17 protein-coding genes and 1 pseudogene are annotated in these 15351 nt (G+C 71.0%); 7 read left to right on the forward strand and 11 right to left on the reverse strand.

What is annotated here, in order from left to right:
- The 5 genes and pseudogenes from ACOJSN_RS18580 to ACOJSN_RS18600 all read right to left on the reverse strand — a co-directional run.
- Window positions 1-299 (reverse strand): annotated as a pseudogene (locus tag ACOJSN_RS18580) (NADH dehydrogenase subunit D); the annotation flags it as partial.
- A complete protein-coding gene (locus ACOJSN_RS18585) occupies window positions 296-988 on the reverse strand; it encodes an NADH-quinone oxidoreductase subunit C (RefSeq protein WP_420113994.1) in 693 nt (230 codons plus the stop codon). The pseudogene ACOJSN_RS18580 and the gene ACOJSN_RS18585, both read right to left, overlap by 4 nt.
- Window positions 989-1032: 44 nt before the next feature.
- Window positions 1033-1590 (reverse strand): NADH-quinone oxidoreductase subunit B, encoded by a 558-nt coding sequence (locus ACOJSN_RS18590; protein WP_420113978.1) that lies wholly within the window; start codon window positions 1588-1590, stop codon window positions 1033-1035.
- Window positions 1591-1600: 10 nt separating this feature from the next.
- Complete coding sequence (locus ACOJSN_RS18595; RefSeq protein WP_420113979.1) at window positions 1601-1963, reverse strand: NADH-quinone oxidoreductase subunit A; 363 nt, start codon at window positions 1961-1963, stop codon at window positions 1601-1603.
- Between the two features lie 21 nt (window positions 1964-1984).
- Window positions 1985-3301: a geranylgeranyl reductase family protein gene (locus tag ACOJSN_RS18600; protein ID WP_420113980.1), complete on the reverse strand. Its 1317-nt coding sequence runs from the start codon at window positions 3299-3301 to the stop codon at window positions 1985-1987.
- 299 nt (window positions 3302-3600) lie between these two features.
- On the opposite strand from ACOJSN_RS18600, the gene ACOJSN_RS18605 reads away from it, so the two are divergent.
- Window positions 3601-4128, forward strand: a complete 528-nt coding sequence (locus tag ACOJSN_RS18605; protein ID WP_420113981.1) for an AAA family ATPase — start codon at window positions 3601-3603, stop codon at window positions 4126-4128.
- A gap of 42 nt (window positions 4129-4170) precedes the next feature.
- Here the strand turns inward: ACOJSN_RS18605 and ACOJSN_RS18610 are convergent, their stop codons facing one another.
- A complete protein-coding gene (locus ACOJSN_RS18610) occupies window positions 4171-4869 on the reverse strand; it encodes a demethylmenaquinone methyltransferase (protein ID WP_420113982.1) in 699 nt (232 codons plus the stop codon).
- Window positions 4870-4950: 81 nt separating this feature from the next.
- Here ACOJSN_RS18610 and ACOJSN_RS18615 point away from each other — a divergent pair, with 81 nt between their 5' ends.
- Both ACOJSN_RS18615 and ACOJSN_RS18620 read left to right on the forward strand, forming a co-directional pair.
- Entirely contained in the window at window positions 4951-5859 is a 909-nt protein-coding gene (locus ACOJSN_RS18615; protein WP_420113983.1) for a transglutaminase domain-containing protein, read from the forward strand.
- 57 nt (window positions 5860-5916) lie between these two features.
- Entirely contained in the window at window positions 5917-6963 is a 1047-nt protein-coding gene (locus ACOJSN_RS18620) for an alpha-hydroxy acid oxidase (RefSeq protein ID WP_420113984.1), read from the forward strand.
- Here ACOJSN_RS18620 and ACOJSN_RS18625 read toward each other — a convergent pair.
- Window positions 6947-7396, reverse strand: a complete 450-nt coding sequence (locus ACOJSN_RS18625; RefSeq protein WP_420113985.1) for a hypothetical protein — start codon at window positions 7394-7396, stop codon at window positions 6947-6949. The two genes, ACOJSN_RS18620 and ACOJSN_RS18625, sit on opposite strands and share 17 nt — an antisense overlap.
- Window positions 7397-7499: 103 nt before the next feature.
- Between ACOJSN_RS18625 and ACOJSN_RS18630 the strand changes: the two genes are divergently transcribed.
- The 3 genes from ACOJSN_RS18630 (at window position 7500) to ACOJSN_RS18640 (ending at window position 9479) form a co-directional block, all read left to right on the forward strand.
- A complete protein-coding gene (locus ACOJSN_RS18630) occupies window positions 7500-8771 on the forward strand; it encodes an isochorismate synthase (protein ID WP_420113986.1) in 1272 nt (423 codons plus the stop codon).
- A gap of 178 nt (window positions 8772-8949) precedes the next feature.
- Window positions 8950-9156 carry an antitoxin MazE family protein gene (locus tag ACOJSN_RS18635; protein ID WP_420113987.1) on the forward strand — a complete coding sequence of 69 codons (207 nt, stop codon included), beginning with the start codon at window positions 8950-8952 and terminating at the stop codon, window positions 9154-9156.
- Window positions 9153-9479 carry a type II toxin-antitoxin system PemK/MazF family toxin gene (locus tag ACOJSN_RS18640; protein ID WP_420113988.1) on the forward strand — a complete coding sequence of 109 codons (327 nt, stop codon included), beginning with the start codon at window positions 9153-9155 and terminating at the stop codon, window positions 9477-9479. Before ACOJSN_RS18635 ends, ACOJSN_RS18640 begins: the two co-directional genes overlap by 4 nt.
- A 121-nt stretch (window positions 9480-9600) precedes the next feature.
- Here the strand turns inward: ACOJSN_RS18640 and ACOJSN_RS18645 are convergent, their stop codons facing one another.
- Together ACOJSN_RS18645 and ACOJSN_RS18650 are read right to left on the reverse strand one after the other, a co-directional pair.
- On the reverse strand, window positions 9601-10914 hold the full coding sequence (locus tag ACOJSN_RS18645; RefSeq protein ID WP_420113989.1) for a S1C family serine protease: 1314 nt from the start codon (window positions 10912-10914) through the stop codon (window positions 9601-9603).
- Window positions 10915-11020: 106 nt separating this feature from the next.
- Entirely contained in the window at window positions 11021-11488 is a 468-nt protein-coding gene (locus ACOJSN_RS18650) for a hemerythrin domain-containing protein (protein WP_420113990.1), read from the reverse strand.
- Window positions 11489-11578: 90 nt separating this feature from the next.
- Here ACOJSN_RS18650 and ACOJSN_RS18655 point away from each other — a divergent pair, with 90 nt between their 5' ends.
- A complete protein-coding gene (locus tag ACOJSN_RS18655; RefSeq protein WP_420113991.1) occupies window positions 11579-12466 on the forward strand; it encodes a hypothetical protein in 888 nt (295 codons plus the stop codon).
- A 5-nt stretch (window positions 12467-12471) separates the two neighbouring features.
- On the opposite strand, the gene menD is transcribed toward ACOJSN_RS18655, so the two are convergent.
- Complete coding sequence (gene menD / locus ACOJSN_RS18660) at window positions 12472-14049, reverse strand: 2-succinyl-5-enolpyruvyl-6-hydroxy-3-cyclohexene-1-carboxylic-acid synthase (RefSeq protein WP_420113992.1); 1578 nt, start codon at window positions 14047-14049, stop codon at window positions 12472-12474.
- A gap of 97 nt (window positions 14050-14146) precedes the next feature.
- Window positions 14147-15106, reverse strand: coding sequence for an o-succinylbenzoate synthase (locus tag ACOJSN_RS18665; RefSeq protein WP_420113993.1), 960 nt, complete (start codon window positions 15104-15106; stop codon window positions 14147-14149).
- Window positions 15107-15351: the final 245 nt, after the last annotated feature.

The raw sequence follows: 15351 nt of genomic DNA on the forward strand, positions 1-15351 counted from the left end.
GTCACACCCTGCGTGTAGGTGCGGTACTCCATGTTCTTCTCGATGCCGGTGTGCAGGAAGCCGATGCCTGCACGAGCCTCGGTGACCGTCTCACCCTCGATCTCCAGCACGATGCGGAGCACACCGTGGGTCGAGGGGTGCTGCGGGCCCATGTTGACGACCACGCGCTCGTCGCCGAGGCGAGCCGCGTCGGCGGCGATGTCGTCCCAGTCGCCGCCGAGCGCCGTGTACTCGCGGACGCCCTCGGTTCCGGCCTCGCCCGCGCCGGCGGTCGCGCGGGGGGTCTCGGTGGTGCTCATGAGTAGCTCCTGCGGTTGTCGGGCGCGGGGATCGTCGCACCCTTGAACTCCACCTCGATACCGCCGAGGGGGTAGTCCTTGCGCTGCGGGTGGCCTACCCAGTCATCCGGCATCTCGATGCGGGTGAGGGCGTTGTGGCCGTCGAAGATCACGCCGAAGAAGTCGTAGGTCTCGCGCTCGTGCCAGTTGTTCGCGGGGTACACCTCCACGAGCGACGGGATGTGCGGGTCGTCGTCGGGTGCGGTGACCTCGAGGCGGACCGTGCGGTTGTGCGTGATCGAGTTCAACGGGTAGAGGCAGTGCAGCTCGCGCCCGGTGTCCTCGGGGTAGTGCGCGCCGGACACGCCGAGGCACAGCTCGAAGCGCAGGTCCTGGTCGTCGCGCAGCGCGCGGGCGACCGCCACGAGGTGCTCGCGGGTCACGAACAGCGAGAGCTCGTCACGGAACACCACCACCTTCTCCACCGCGTCGTCGAACTCGACCCCCTGCTCGGCGAGCACCTCGGCGAGGATGTCGACCACCTCGTCGAAGTAGCTGCCGTAGGGGCGCTCGCTCGGGCCGGGCATCGCCACGGTGCGCACGAGCCCGCCGAACCCGGAGGTGTCGCCACTGCCGTGCACGCCGAACATCCCGGTGCGCACGTCCACGAGGTCGAGCGGGACGCTCGTGGAGCGGGCGACATCCTGCACCTGCTCAGGTGCGGCGTCTCCCTCGGCCTGCACGTTCTCCTCGGTCACGCCAGAAGACCCTTCATCTCGTGCGTGGGGGTCGCGTTGAGGGCAGCTTCCTCGACCTTGCGCGCGATCTCCCTGCGGTGGGGACCGAAGGCCTGTCCCTTGATCACGTGCTTCTGCAGCTCGAGGATCGCGTGGATCAGCATCTCGGGGCGCGGCGGGCAGCCCGGCAGGTAGATGTCGACAGGGAGCACGTGGTCCACGCCCTGAACGATCGCGTAGTTGTTGAACATGCCGCCCGAGCTGGCGCAGACGCCCATCGAGATGACCCACTTGGGGTCGGCCATCTGGTCGTAGACGGTGCGGACGACCGGGGCCATCTTGTGGCTGACGCGGCCGGAGACCAGCATCAGGTCGGCCTGGCGCGGGGAGGCCCGGAACACCTCCATCCCGAAGCGTGAACCATCGAAGCGCGGGGTGCCGAAGGCCATCATCTCGATGGCGCAGCAGGCGAGGCCCATCGTCACCGGCCACAGCGATGCGCTGTGCGCCCAGCCCACGAAGTCCTCGACCTTGGCGAGCGCGAAACCTGAAGGGGTCTTCTCGTCGAAGCTCATTGTCGTCACCTCAGTCCCAGTCCAGTCCGCCACGGCGCCATTCATAGATGAAGGGCACCGTGATCAGGAAGATGAAGCCGAGCATCGCAATCAGCCCGAACATGGCCAGCTCCGTGAACGTGACCGCCCACGGGTACAGGAACACGACCTCGATGTCGAAGATGATGAATGTCATCGCCACGAGGTAGTACTTGATCGGAAACTTGCCCATGCCGGTCGCGTGCGGGCTCGGCTGGATGCCGCACTCGTAGGCGTCGACCTTCACCTTGTTGTAGCGCTTGGGCCCGATGACGGCGGACGCGACGAGTCCACCGACGGCCATGAGCAGCGCGAGCGCTCCCATCACCAGGATCGGGACGAAGGGGTTGGTCATGTCGATTGCCTCAGATCCTTCTCACGCTGCCGGCACGAGCTTGGTCAGCGCGGTGATGATGCGGTCGGATGCGTCCCCGCCTCGGGTGTCGTAGCTGTCCGAGAGCAGTTTGAGGACGAAGTTCATGAGGTGCTTGCGAGGGAGTCCGTAGGTGGTGCAGATCCGCATCACCTCGGGCCGTTCGATCAGCTTCACGAACTGGCGGCCGAGCTGGAAGTAGCCGCCCACGTCGTCAGCCATCCGGGTGGCGTATGTGGCAAGTGTGCGCTCGCGTTCGGCAGCAGTGTCTCGAGCGAACGCCTGCCCGATCACATCGGCGGCGATCCGGCCCGCCTGCAGCCCGTAGGCGATCCCCTCACCGTTGAACGGGGAGACCATGCCACCGGCGTCGCCCACGAGGATCAGGCCACGCCGGTACAGCGGCTTGCGGTTGAAGGCCATCGGTAGCGCAGCGCCCCGGATCGGGCCGATCTGGTTCTCCGGTGTGAACTCCCACTCGGCGGGTGCGTTGCGCATCCAGGTCTCCAGCAGCGACCGGTAGTCGAGCTGCGTCGCCTTCGCCGTGGAGGAGACCGAACCGAGCCCGACGTTCGCAGTGCCGTCACCGAGCGGGAAGATCCACCCGTAGCCCGGCAGCAGCGGCGACATGCGCGGCTCTCCCTCCCAGAGCTCGAGGTGGGACTCCATCCACTCGTCGTCGTGGCGCGGGGTGCGGAAGTAGGTGCGTACGGCGACGCCCATCGGGCGGTCGTCCCGCTTGGTGATGCCCATCGCGGTCGCCAGCCTCGCCGAGACACCATCGGCAGCGATGACCACGGGTGCGCGGAGGATCTGTTCCTCCGCTCCGGCGACCTTGCGTCCGCGCGCATCCACCGTGCGCACGGTCACACCGACGATCCGCCCGCTGCGGTCGTCCAGCAGCGGGCCCGTGACGTTCATCCCCTCGAGCAGCTTGGCGCCCGTGGCGCGCGCGTGGTGCGCCAGCGTCTCGTCGAGCCCGGTGCGCGCCTTGGCGAGTCCGTATGCGGGGTAGCGCTCGATCTCGGGCCACGGCAGGTGCAGCGTGTGGCCACCACCGACCACGCGCAGCCCCTTGTTGCGCATCCAGCCATCCTCGGGGCGCATCGGCACGCCCATGCGCACGAGCTCGGACACGGCCCGCGGGGTCAGGCCGTCACCGCAGATCTTGTCGCGCGGAAAGGTGGCCTTCTCGAGGAGGAGCACGGAGCGACCCGCGGCTGCCAGGTAGTGCGCGGCGGACGACCCGGCAGGACCGGCGCCGACGACGATGACGTCGGCGTCGTTGTCCACGATCCGGGCCACGTCAGCACCTACCATTTCGAGTACGTCAGACTTGCTAATATCCCTGGTCACGAGCGGGTCGGTCACGGTTCCTGCACCGAACGCGCACGCCTTCCGACCTTAGCGCCGATCGCCTTGACCGCTTGCATCGCGGCGGCTCTGCGTGCCCGCTGATTCCGGCGCCAACACAGCCCTGCGAGCGCACGCACGGGTGACGCAGATCACGTCCGAGTCCGCCGCCGTCGGGTTCCTACCGGCACCTCTCCCGCCTCGCCCTACCTGGCTCCCGCCACCACCGACGGCAAGGCTCGCCGTCGGCGTGAAAGGCTCACCGGATGGCTGATCTGGTGACGATCGTCGGGCCGCTCGCGAGCGGCAAGAACACGGTCGCGACGCGGCTCACAGAGCTGCTCGAGCGCAGCGGCGAAAGCTGCGCGGTGGTCGATGTCGACGACGTGGCCGACATGGTGCGCGCCCGCGGCGCCTCACCCAGCTGGCTCTGGCCGACCGCGCACGAGATCCATGGCGAGCTCGTCGCGCGGTGGCTCGCGAGCGCCGTCAACGTGGTGGTGGCCGTCGGCAACATCTACGACGAGGCCGAGCAGCGGGCACTCGAGGCGTCGCTCCCGGAGCACGTGCGCGCGCTCCGCGTGGTGCTCGACGCGCCGATCGACGTCACGTGGGCGCGCGCGACGGACGATCCGACCCGGGGTGCCTCCCGCGAGCGCGACTTCCACGAGCGCGCCCACGCGAGGTTCCGAGAGCTGCTCCCCCGGATCCCCGCCGATGTGACACTCGACACCGGCACCCTCAGCCCCGAGGAGTCAGCACGCGCCATCCTCGCCGCGCTCCCCAGGCCGTAGATCCGCAACATCCCGACGACTGGGCGCGGAGGAAGACGCTCGTCAGGTGGCGGGCTTGCTGGCCCGATGGAGCGCGACGACGCCGCCGAACAAGTTGCGGTAGCCCACCTTGATCCACCCGGCTTCGGCGATCTGGCGGGCGAGGGCGCGCTGGTCGGGCCACGCGGCGATCGACTCGTTGAGGTACTCGTAGGCGTCACCGTTGGAGGACACGGCGCGAGCCACCAGAGGCAGCACGTTGTCGCTGTAGAACCGGTAGCCCGCGCGCCAGACCGCATTCGGCGGCGTGGAGAACTCGCAGATCACCAGGCGCCCGCCGGGCTTGGTCACCCGGAACATCTCCGCGAGCGCCACCTCCACCTCGACCACGTTGCGCAGACCGAACGAGATGGTGACGGCGTCGAACTCGCCGTCGGAGAACGGCAGGTCGGTCGCGTCGCCGACCACGAACGGCAGGTCGGGCCGACGCCGCCGCCCCACCTCCACCATGCCCGGCGAGAAGTCGCACGGGACCACGTCCACGCCCGCATCCGCGAGCGGCTCGCTCGAGGTACCGGTCCCGGCAGCGAGATCGAGCACCCGCTCCCCCGGCAGCGCGTCGATCGCCTTGACCGTCTCGCGCCGCCAGAGCCGGTCCAGCCCGAACGTCAGCACATCGTTGGTGAGGTCGTAGTTCTTGGCGACCCCGTCGAACATGCCGGAGACGGCGGCGGGATCCTTGTCGAGGTCGGCGCGGGACATGCTGCCCATTCTCGCCCAGCGACTCAGATCCCACCACCAATGACGTGGCGAGCCTGGCGGACATGCGCGAGGGTGAGGCGCGTGAGCACGAGCCCGACCGCCGTCGTCGACCACACGGCCCATACCCGGTACAGCGACCCGGGACCGCACGCTGCGCTGCTCGAGGCGCTGCCCGTCGACCCACCCGGGCTGTCGGCGGTGGCGCGGAACGTGATCGTCCACTACCGCTCCGAGGGCCTCGACCTGCCGGCGGTGACCTCGGAGGACATCAACCTGCGCTGGATCGAACGCATGCTGGCGACCGACCAGGAGCGCCACGGCACCCCGCTCACCGAGCCCCGCGCGGAGACTGCGAGGCTGCAAGGGTGCTGCCGCGACCACACGCTGCTGTGCGTGGCCACGTTGCGCACGCACGGCGTGCCGGCGCGGTCGCGAATCGGGTACGCGGGCTACTTTCATCGCAACTGGTTCGCCGACCATGTGGTCGTCGAGGCGTGGCTCGAGGGCCGCTGGCGCCGCTTCGATCCCGAGATCGGTGCGGGCTTCGAGGCCCTGCCCGTACCGATGGACATGCCGACGGCGGAGCTCGGCTCCTCCGGTTTCGTCACCGCCGCTCAGGTGTGGGTGGGGCACCGGGCAGGCGCGGTGGATGCCGACCGGTACGGCGTGGACCCGGTCAACCTGCTGCTGCGCGGAGAGCGGTACGTCTTCGACGAGGTCATCTACGAGATCGCGCACCGGTTCGGTGACGAGTTGCTGCTGTGGGACGGCTGGGGCCGGATCGGGATCCCCGGCACACCGGTCACCGACGAGGATGCGGCATGGATGGACGAGATCGCCGCGCTGCTGCTGGCCGCCGACGCCGGCGACCTCGACGCCGAGGCCCGGTTGCTGGAGCGCTATCGCACCGACGCTGGCCTGCACCCCGGAACCGAGATCGTCCAGGCATCACCGCACGGCGATCCACCTGTGACGGTCTCGATCCTGTGAGCACACCGGTGCCCCGTGCGGTTGATCGCGTGAGGCCGCACCGGCCAGACTGACCGGGTGCTTCCCCTGCTGCGCGACCTCGCCGAGCGGGCGGAGCGCGACCTCGATCCCCGCTGGCACGACTACCTCGACACCGGCGCGGGCGAGGAGATCTCACTGCACGAGGCCGAGGCCGCGTGGCAGGCATACCGGCTGCGCCCGCGCGTGCTGCGCGCTGCGGGAGAGGTGGGCACCGCCGCCCGGATCCTCGGTACACGCGTGGAGACCCCGGTGGCGGTCGCTCCCACGGCGTACCACCGGATGTTCCACGAGGCGGGCGAGGTCGCCACGGCCGCCGGAGCAGCGGCCGCCGGCGCGCTGATGATCGTCTCGACGCGGGCGACGATGCCGCTCGCCGACATCGCAGCCGCCGCCGGGCCGTGGTGGTTGCAGGTCTACCTGACCCGCGAGCGGGCAGCGATCGAGAACCTCGTGACCGCGGCAGCGGAGCTCGGGGCGTCGGCGATCGTGCTCACCGGGGACACCCCGATCGTCAGTACCCGCTCGCGCGGCCGTGGCTCGGTGGCCGCGATGCCACCGGAGTGGCATCTGACCAACCTCGGCCGGGCCGTGCCCGAGGGGGTGGACCCGGTGTGGGCGGTCGATGCGGATCCGGCGGCCTCGCTCGACGACATCCAGCGACTCGCCGAGCTGTCGGGCCTGCCCGTGCTGGTCAAGGGAGTGCTGCGCGGCGACGACGCGCTGGCTTGCCTGGACGCGGGCGCCGCCGGGATCGTGGTGAGCAACCACGGCGGCCGTCAGCTCGACCGCGCGATCGCCACCGCGGTCGCGCTGCCGGAGGTCGTGACCGCGGTCGGCGGGCAGGCTCCCGTACTTGTGGACGGCGGGATCCGCTCCGGTATGGACGCACTCGTGGCCCTCGCACTGGGCGCCGACGCGGTGCTGCTCGGGCGGCCCGTCGTCTGGGGTCTCGCCGCGGCCGGAGCAGCCGGCGTGCAGACCGTGCTCGACGGCGTCACATCCGATCTGCGCGAGTCGCTGGCGCTGTTCGGGGTCGCCTCGCCAGGCGGGCTCGACGCCGACGACGTCACGGGGCGGCGCTGACCGGCTGACGCGGTCGGGAGCCCAGGCGAGTGAGCACGGCGGCGACCACCGTGAGCGCAGCCCCCACGGCGAACACGATCGGCGCCGGAGTCCACCGGTCGTCCTCGCAGCCACCGACCATGTTGCCCGCGTCGTCGACGCCGTCCCAGCACATCCAGCCCGGGTCGGCGCTCACCCGTGTGGCGATCGACGCGAGCACCACGACGGCGGCGAGGATCAACGGCCAGCGGGTGTGGGCAGCTCCGAGGATCGTCAACGCCACCGCGAGCGCGGCTGCGACGGTGGACCAGAGCAACCACGGCGTCGGGAGGGTGCCGAGCGGACCGACCGGGCTGCCGAACCAGGGCCAGAGCGCGCCGGCGACGAGACATCCGATGCCGAGCGCGGCCGTCAGGATGGCGGGTCGGTTCAGAGGACCTCGAGATGTCGTCATGCTCCGACAGTGTGGTGCGCCGACGCCTCGTCGCGGCAGCGTGAGGGCAGACGTACCCGTTCGGTTTCGCCGGTACGGCGGTCGCGGCCTACTCTGAGCGGCGATGTCTCTGCCGCTCCCGCACACGCTCGTTGCTCGCACTGTCGAGGTGCCGGACGTCGGTGACCTGCTCGGCCGGCTGCCCTCGCCCGAGCTCGGGCAGGCGCTGTCGTGGGTGCGCCGGGGCGACGGCCTGGTCGGGATCGGTGAGGTGGCACGGTTCGAGACCCACGGCGAGTCCAGGTTTACTGACGCCGACGCCGCCTGGGCCGAGATGGTCGCCGGCGCGGTGGTGCGGGACAGCGTGGGGCTGCCCGGTACGGGACCGGTGTGCTTCGGCTCGTTCGCCTTCTCCCGCCGCTCCTCGACCGGAGGCGTGCTGATCGTCCCCGAGATCGTCATCGGACGCCGGGACGGCGTCAGCTGGGTCACCACGATGAGCACCGGTGCCCTGCCGCCCTCGGGTGACGCCGCCGACCTGCTGCCCGAGATCGCACCGGTGCGGCCGCAGAGCCAGGTGCGGTTCTCTGACGGCGCGCTGGCCGCAGCCGAATGGCAGGACAGTGTGCGCGAGGTCATCGAGGTGATCCGCTCAGGCGCTGTCGGCAAGGTCGTGATGGCGCGCGACGTCATCGCCGAGCTCGACGGCGAGCCCGACGCACGCCGGGTGCTCGGCCGCCTGGCCGAGACCTACGAGACCTGCTGGACCTTCGCCGTCGACGGCATGATCGGCGCCACGCCCGAGCTGCTCGTGCGGCGCGAACGCGGGCTTCTGTCCTCCCGGGTGCTGGCCGGCACCATCCGGCGCACCGGCGACGACGCCAGCGACCTCGCGCGCGCCGGCGCGCTGGCACGCTCCTCGAAGGACCTCGAGGAGCACGAGTTCGCGGTGGACTCCCTCACCGCGTCGCTCGGCCCGTTCGTGGCCTCGACGTCGGCACCAGAGACCCCTTCGGTGCTCCACCTGCCCAACGTGATGCACCTGGCGACCGACGTCACCGCGGTGCTCGACTCCGAGCACGCCGGCATGAGCTCGCTCGCTGTGGCTGCGGCGCTGCACCCCACCGCAGCCGTATGCGGCACCCCGACCCTCGCCGCCGCTGACGTGATCAGCGCCCACGAACGGATGGATCGCAGCCGCTACGCCGCCCCGGTCGGCTGGATGGGTTCCGACGGCGACGGCGAGTGGGGCATCGCGCTGCGCTCCGCCGCGGTCACCGGGCCGCGCGCGCTGCGGCTGTTCGCCGGATGCGGCATCGTCGCCGCCTCCGACCCCGCCGCCGAGCTCGCAGAGTCCGAGGCCAAGCTCGCCCCGATGCGGTCCGCGCTGCGTTGAGCGCGCTCACGCAGACCGAGCGTGCGCTCTTCTGGGACGCGTACGCGACACACGACGTGGCTGACGCGCGCGGCATGACGACCTCTGGCTCATCGATCTCGGCGATCCGATAGGCCGTACCAAGCGCGACTGCTCGGAGGGCCTTGTCGCCACAATCGTTACATGTAACACTCTCGGTATGGCGGTCCGTGATCGAGTGAGCGACTACCGGCGACGGATGCGCGCCAAGGGGTTCCGGCCTGTTCAGGTCTGGGTTCCCGACGTTCGGACGCCTGCGTTCGCGGCCGAGGCCGAGCGCCAGGCCGCACTGGTCGCGGCGACCGATCGGGCTACGGACGATCAGTCGTTCATCGAGGCCATGTCGGTGCCATGGGATGACGAGTGATCCGGGGCGAGCTCTGGACCCTCGCGGGCGGCGTCTACGCCTCGAAGCCGCGCCCCGCACTGGTCATCCAGGATGATGCGTTCGCCGCGACCGAGTCGGTCACCGTCCTGCCGCTGACGAGTCACCTGCTCGACGCCCCGTTGCTCCGCGTTCGCATCAGCGCAACCGAGCTTTCGGGACTGGATCGCGACAGCGACGTCATGGTCGACAAGCTCACAACGGTTCGCCGCGCGAACGTATCCGGCCGCGTCGGGCGGCTGTCGACGGAGCAGCTGGGAGATGTCGAGCGCGCTGTCATGGCGTTCCTCGGGTTCGCTCGCTGACCCAGCCGCACGCGGACGCGTAGGCAGGCCTGCGCACGAAGCGACCCGCCGACTCGCGGCGGGGAGGTGCCGGAGCCGGCGGGTCGCCGGTGTCGTCAGAAAGAGGGGCTGCGCTCGATAGTCACTCCTCCTCTCGCGTCGCAAGGGTGACGGTCACGTCGATGCTCTCTCCACCTCGGATGACCGTCAGGGTGACCTGGTCGCCCGAGGAGTACTGCCGGACGAAGCCCGTGAGCGACTCGGCGCTGCCGACCGCGTGATCGTCGATCCCCACGATCACGTCGCCCTGCTGCAGGCCGGCGCTCGCCGCCGGGGTGCCGCCCATGACGTCGACCACCTGCGCACCCTGGCGAGTGACACCGTCGGCGGTTCCCTCACCCTCCTGCAGGGTCACGCCGAGGTAGGCGTGCTCGGCCACGCCGTTGGCGATCAGCTGGTCGGCGATCGTGGTGGCGAGGTCGACCGGGATCGCGAACCCGAGCCCGATGCTGCCGGACTCGCCGCCCCCGGAGAGCGTCGCGATCGAGGAGGTGATCCCGATGACCAGGCCCTGCGCGTCGAACAGCGGCCCACCGGAGTTGCCCGGGTTGATCGCTGCGTCGATCTGGACCGCGTTGGTCACCGAGGTGCTGTTCGAGGACTGCGACGAAGCCGCGACCGGGCGGTCGAGCGCCGAGATGATCCCCGTGGTGACCGTGCTGTCGAGTCCGAGCGGGTTGCCCACCGCCATCACGGACTCCCCCACGGCGAGGTCGTCGGATGTGCCAAGCGTCGCGGGAGTGAGGTCGTCAGGCGGGTCGACGATCTGGAGCACCGCGAGGTCGGTCGTGGGGTCCGTGCCCACGAGGCTCGCCTCGTAGATGCGGCCGTCCCACAGCATCACCTGCGCCGTCTGGGCGCCCTCGACCACGTGGTTGTTGGTGAGGATGTGCCCCTGCTCGTCGAGGATCACGCCGGAACCGGCAGCCTCTCCTTGCTGCACCTGCACGTTGATCGCGACCACGCTCGGCCGCACCGCTGCCGCGACGGCCTCCCAGTCCGGACTCCCGTCCACGGTCGCCGAGATTCCCTGCACCTGGGTGAGCCCGGGGTCGGAGCCGGCGGCCGTGGTGGCTCCGTCGTCGCGCAGCAGGAACGCCGTGCTGCCCGACGCGAGCGCGGCAGCCAGCACCGCCGCGGTCATCGCGGTGAGGAACGTGCGGGGCTTGCGCGGCTGGGGTGCACGCGGCTGCGGGGTCGGGCCGTGGGGCGGCGCCGGCGGCTGGGCGCCGTAGCCGTAGGGCGTCGAGGAATATCCCGCGTACGGATTCGTCGGCGTGCCCTGCTGCCCTCCTGCCGGTGAACCCTGCTGCGGGGTGGCCGCGCCTGGCGACTGCCACGTCGGCGTCGCGCTCGACGCGCGCGGCGTGCTCTGCTCGAACTGGCTGGTGCCCATCGGTGCCTCCTGGCTGCCTGTGCTGATGGACCCATGTCACTGCACCAACCTTCGACCCGACCGCAGGCATCCTGAGGATTGTCTGGGAATGTGGGAAGGCCGCTGGTCAGGCCAGCGGCCCCAGCGCCTGCTCAGGCGCGGCCTCGAGGTCGAGACCCACGAGCGGGCCGAGCAGCTCACGCTCCTCATAGCGGAAGTGCGACTCCATCACGGCACCCACGCCGTCGAGGTGCTGCCGGAGGGTGTGCGGGTCCGCACCCGTCTCGACGGCGTGGCGCAGGCTGGTCAGCAGATGCTCGATCATGCTGTGGTCCTGCATGAGCCTCGCGACGACGTCGCTCAGGTCGGCGCGGTCGCCCAGCACCGCCGGAAACAGCGTCTCGTCCTCGGCACGGTGGTGACCGGTGAGAGCGGTGCAGAACCCCCAGCAGTAGAGCAGCACGTCGACGCCCTCGGGCACGGTGCCGGCGTCGAGACTCTCGTCGGCGAGCGCCAGGGCCTCACGGAGCCGGTCATGTGCGCGTTGCATCTGCTCTGCCCAGGCGATCGGGCGCGAAGGGTCGTCCTCAGTCACGGTGACCGCCATGCTATGTCTCACCCGGCCGGGCTCCTGCTCCTGAAGGGCGACGGCGGTGGCACAGCCGCACGAGAGTGAGGAGACGCGATGCCTGAGTCGACACGTGGCAGCAGCGAGGTCCGCGAGTACCGCCACGAGCTGCTGGCCACCTACCGCTACTTGCGACTCGCGATCATCCTCCTGACCCTGCTGCTCGGCACGGCGATCGGGCTGCAGATCATCGCCGACGGCGGTGCCGTGCTGCCCTCGGTCAGCGCGTACTACTACTCGCCCGCGAGCGGGGTATTCGTGGCAAGCCTGTGCGCGGTGGGCGCCTGCATGGTCATCCACCGCGGCCGCAGCGACCTCGAGGACGTGCTGCTGAACTTCTCCGGGTACCTGGCGTTCTTCGTCGCGTTCGTGCCCACGCCACGGGAGCAGGTCGACGGCCAGGGCACCGCCGTGGTGCCCGCCGACTTCACGGACGCGGTCATCAACAACACGTGGGCGATCCTCATCGTGGGTGCCGTGGCGTTCGTGGTGGAGATGGCCGTGCTGCCGCAGCGGGAGCGGTCCACGCACTCCCGCGGCGGCAAGGCGGCCCTCGTGTTCAGCGCGCTGGCCTACCTCGGGCTGCTGCTGTTCTTCCTGCTCGCGCGCGAGCAGTTCCTCGACTGGGGCCACGGACTCGCCGCGATCGTGCTATTCCTGGGGATCGTGGGTGTGGTCGGCGTCAACGGCATCGCGATGGCGCGGGCACGGCAGGAAGCCGGCTACTCGAGCAAGGCTCGCTGGCTCAACCGCTACACCTACGGGTTCCTCGGCATGATCGTCTCCGCGGTGCTGATCGTCGTGGCGGTGCGGCCGTTCGTCGAGCAGTGGATCTTCGTGCTCGAGGCCGCGCTGATCGCCCAGTTCCTGGGGTTCTGGATCACCCAGACGGTGGAGCGCTGGACGGCTCCCGAGCGCCGCCAGGACGCCCTGGTGCCGGGCTGACCCCCTCAGACCAGCGAGATCTCGACAACGGATCGCCCCTGCACAGGTGCGCTCAGCACCTGGGTGAGCTCCGCCGTCGTGCTGACCCGCCGATAGGCGGCGCCGAAGCCGGCTGCGAGGGCGGCGACGTCGACCTCCTGAGCGGTGCCGAAGAAGCGCGGGTAGACGCCGGCGTGCTCGGGGCGGCCGTGCTCGAGACCGGCGAAGATGCCACCGCCGGCGTCATTGAGCACGAACACCTGGAGGTCGGGCTCGAGCTCGTGGACGCCGTGGGCGAGGCCGCCGACGTCATGCAGGAACGTGAGGTCGCCGACCACCGCGCGCACCGGCGCTTCGGTCGCCAGCGCGAGTCCGGTAGCCGTGGAGAGGGTGCCGTCGATGCCCGCGAGGCCACGATTGGCGACCACCCGGGCACGGGTGTATCGGTCACCGGCATGGGCGGCGAGGTCTGCGTGCCGGATCGTCAGCGAGGAGCCGAGCACCACGGTGTGCGGCTGATCGGCGGCGAGCACCGCGTGCAGCACCTGTGGCGCGTCGAGATGATCCGCTGCGAGCGCCGCACGCTGGACGGCGAGCCCGGCGCTCCGCCACCCCTGCAACCACGACGAGTGCGACTGCTCCCCCTCGAGACGCACCGAGGTGGCCACGGTGAAGGCCGTGCCAGCGACGTCGACCCAGTCCGGGCCGGGGTCCACGACCACGATCTCGATGTCGGTGCGGGCCAGCAGCGCGCTGACCTGCCGGCTGAGCGTGGGGCGTCCGAACACCACGGCTCGCCGCACCGCGCCGCCCTCCTGCTCGAGCACGGTCCGGTAGCCGGGGATCGCTGTCGCCCCGCGGCGCGCCCCCGAGGTGGGCTCGGCGAGCAGCGGCCAGCGGGCAGCGTTGGCGAGCGTGACGGCGTCGGACCCTGCGCCATCGCCGGCGATGACCACGGTGCGCTTGGCGCCGTCGAGCGGGATCTGCGACGGCGCGACCGTGGTCGGGATGAGCATCGGGCGCCGGAACGGCACCTCGCCGGGTTGCCAGGGCGCTGCCGGGACGAGGGGATCGCGGAAGCCCACGTTGAGCTGGACCGGGCCGGGCGGGCCTCCACGCACCCCGGTGGCGGCCGCGACCGCCCGGGTGACGGCCGATGGGATGCCCCTCGGCTCGCCGTCGAAGGCGGGGATCTCGACGGCGGAGCGCACCGCAGTCCCGAAGATGCCCGGTTGGTCGGTGGTCTGGTTGGCGCCGACGCCACGGAGCTCGTGCGGCCGATCGGCCGAGAGCACGATCAGCGGCAGCCTGCTGTGGTGAGCCTCGAGAACGGCCGGATGCAGGTTGGCGACCGCTGTCCCCGACGTGGTGACCACGGCGGCCGGCCGCTCACGCGCGATGCCGAGCGCGACGAACCCGACCACGCGCTCGTCGATCCGCACGTGCACCCGCAGCCAACCTGCCTCCTCGGCCGCCGCGAGTGCGTAGGCCAGCGGCGCGCTGCGGGAGCCTGGAGCGAGGACCACGTCCGCAACTCCGTGGGCCACCAGCGCGGTGACGAGCTCGCGAGCCGCGAGCGCCGCCGGGTGCTCGGACGCGGTCATCGGATGCCCCCGCTGCAACGAATCCGGCACTCGATCGCTCGACCACGGCACTTGACACGTGTCGCGCTGCATCGAGCGCCCGATTCGTTGCAGCCGGTCATGCGGCGCTCCCGGCTACGGCCCGGATGCGGCCGTGCCAGCGCCGCTGGGTATGGTCGTCGGCACGCGTGGCGGCGAGCGCTGCGCTGCTGGGAGCCACCCGGCGCACGGGGAGGTGGCCACCGATCGGGAGCAGCGGGTCGTCGGTGACGTCGTGCTCGAAGAGCTGCACGGTGGCGAGGCCGCACGCGTAGGGCAGCTCGGGGAGCGCCGCTGCGAGCGCCACACCGGCCGCGATCCCCACCGAGCTCTCCAGCGCCGACGACACCACCACGGGCAGACCCGTCTCCTCGGCGATCCGCAGCGCGGCATGCACGCCGCCGAGCGGCTGCACCTTGAGCACCACGATGTCGGCCGCCTCGGCCCGGACCACCGCCATCGGGTCCTCGGCGCGGCGGATGGACTCGTCGGCGGCGATCGGGATGTCGACACGGCGGCGCAGCGCGGCGAGATCTTCGACACGAGGGCACGGCTGCTCGGCGTACTCCAGGCCACCGGCGGCGCGGTCGAGCTCGCGCAGGTGCGTGAACGCGGTCTCCACGTCCCAGGCACCGTTGGCGTCGACGCGGATCCTGCCGGTCGGTCCGAGTGCGTCCCGGACCGCCTCGAGCCGCTCCGACTCCTCGGCGAGCGACTGACCCGCTTCGGCCACCTTCACCTTGGCGGTCGTGCAACCGCCGGAGCCGCGGACGATCGCGGCGGCGCGATCGGGCCCGACCGCGGGCACGGTCACGTTGACCGGGATCCGATCCCGCAACGGCTCCGGGAACCCTTCGTCCGCAGCCTCGCGCGCCGCCGCCCACCAGCGCTTCGCCTCAACGTCGGAGTAGTCCCAGAACGGCGAGAACTCGCCCCACCCCGCCGGGCCGTGCACGAGCACGCCGTCACGCCGCTCGAGCCCGCGGAACCGCGAGCGCAGTGCGCTCGACCACACGAGGGCGCGGGGCAGGGACGTCACGTGCCCAGCGTAGGACGTGGCGCGTGCGCCGAGTTCGGGTGCCGCGCGAGAGCGGATCCCCTCCCCTCCACGGGGCGTCGAGGGGATCGACCTCAGACCTCAGCCGATGCCAGCTCGCGCATCGAGCTCCTGCAGCAGGTCGTGAGCCGCGAGCTCCACCGCCTTGTGACGCCACTCGGCCGCCCGGTACACGCACGCGACCAACCCGGCGCGGTGCACCCGCCGGAAGTCCCCCACCACGAACG

It is taken from the genome of Pseudactinotalea sp. (genome assembly GCF_048594945.1).
GTDB lineage: Bacteria > Actinomycetota > Actinomycetes > Actinomycetales > Beutenbergiaceae > Pseudactinotalea.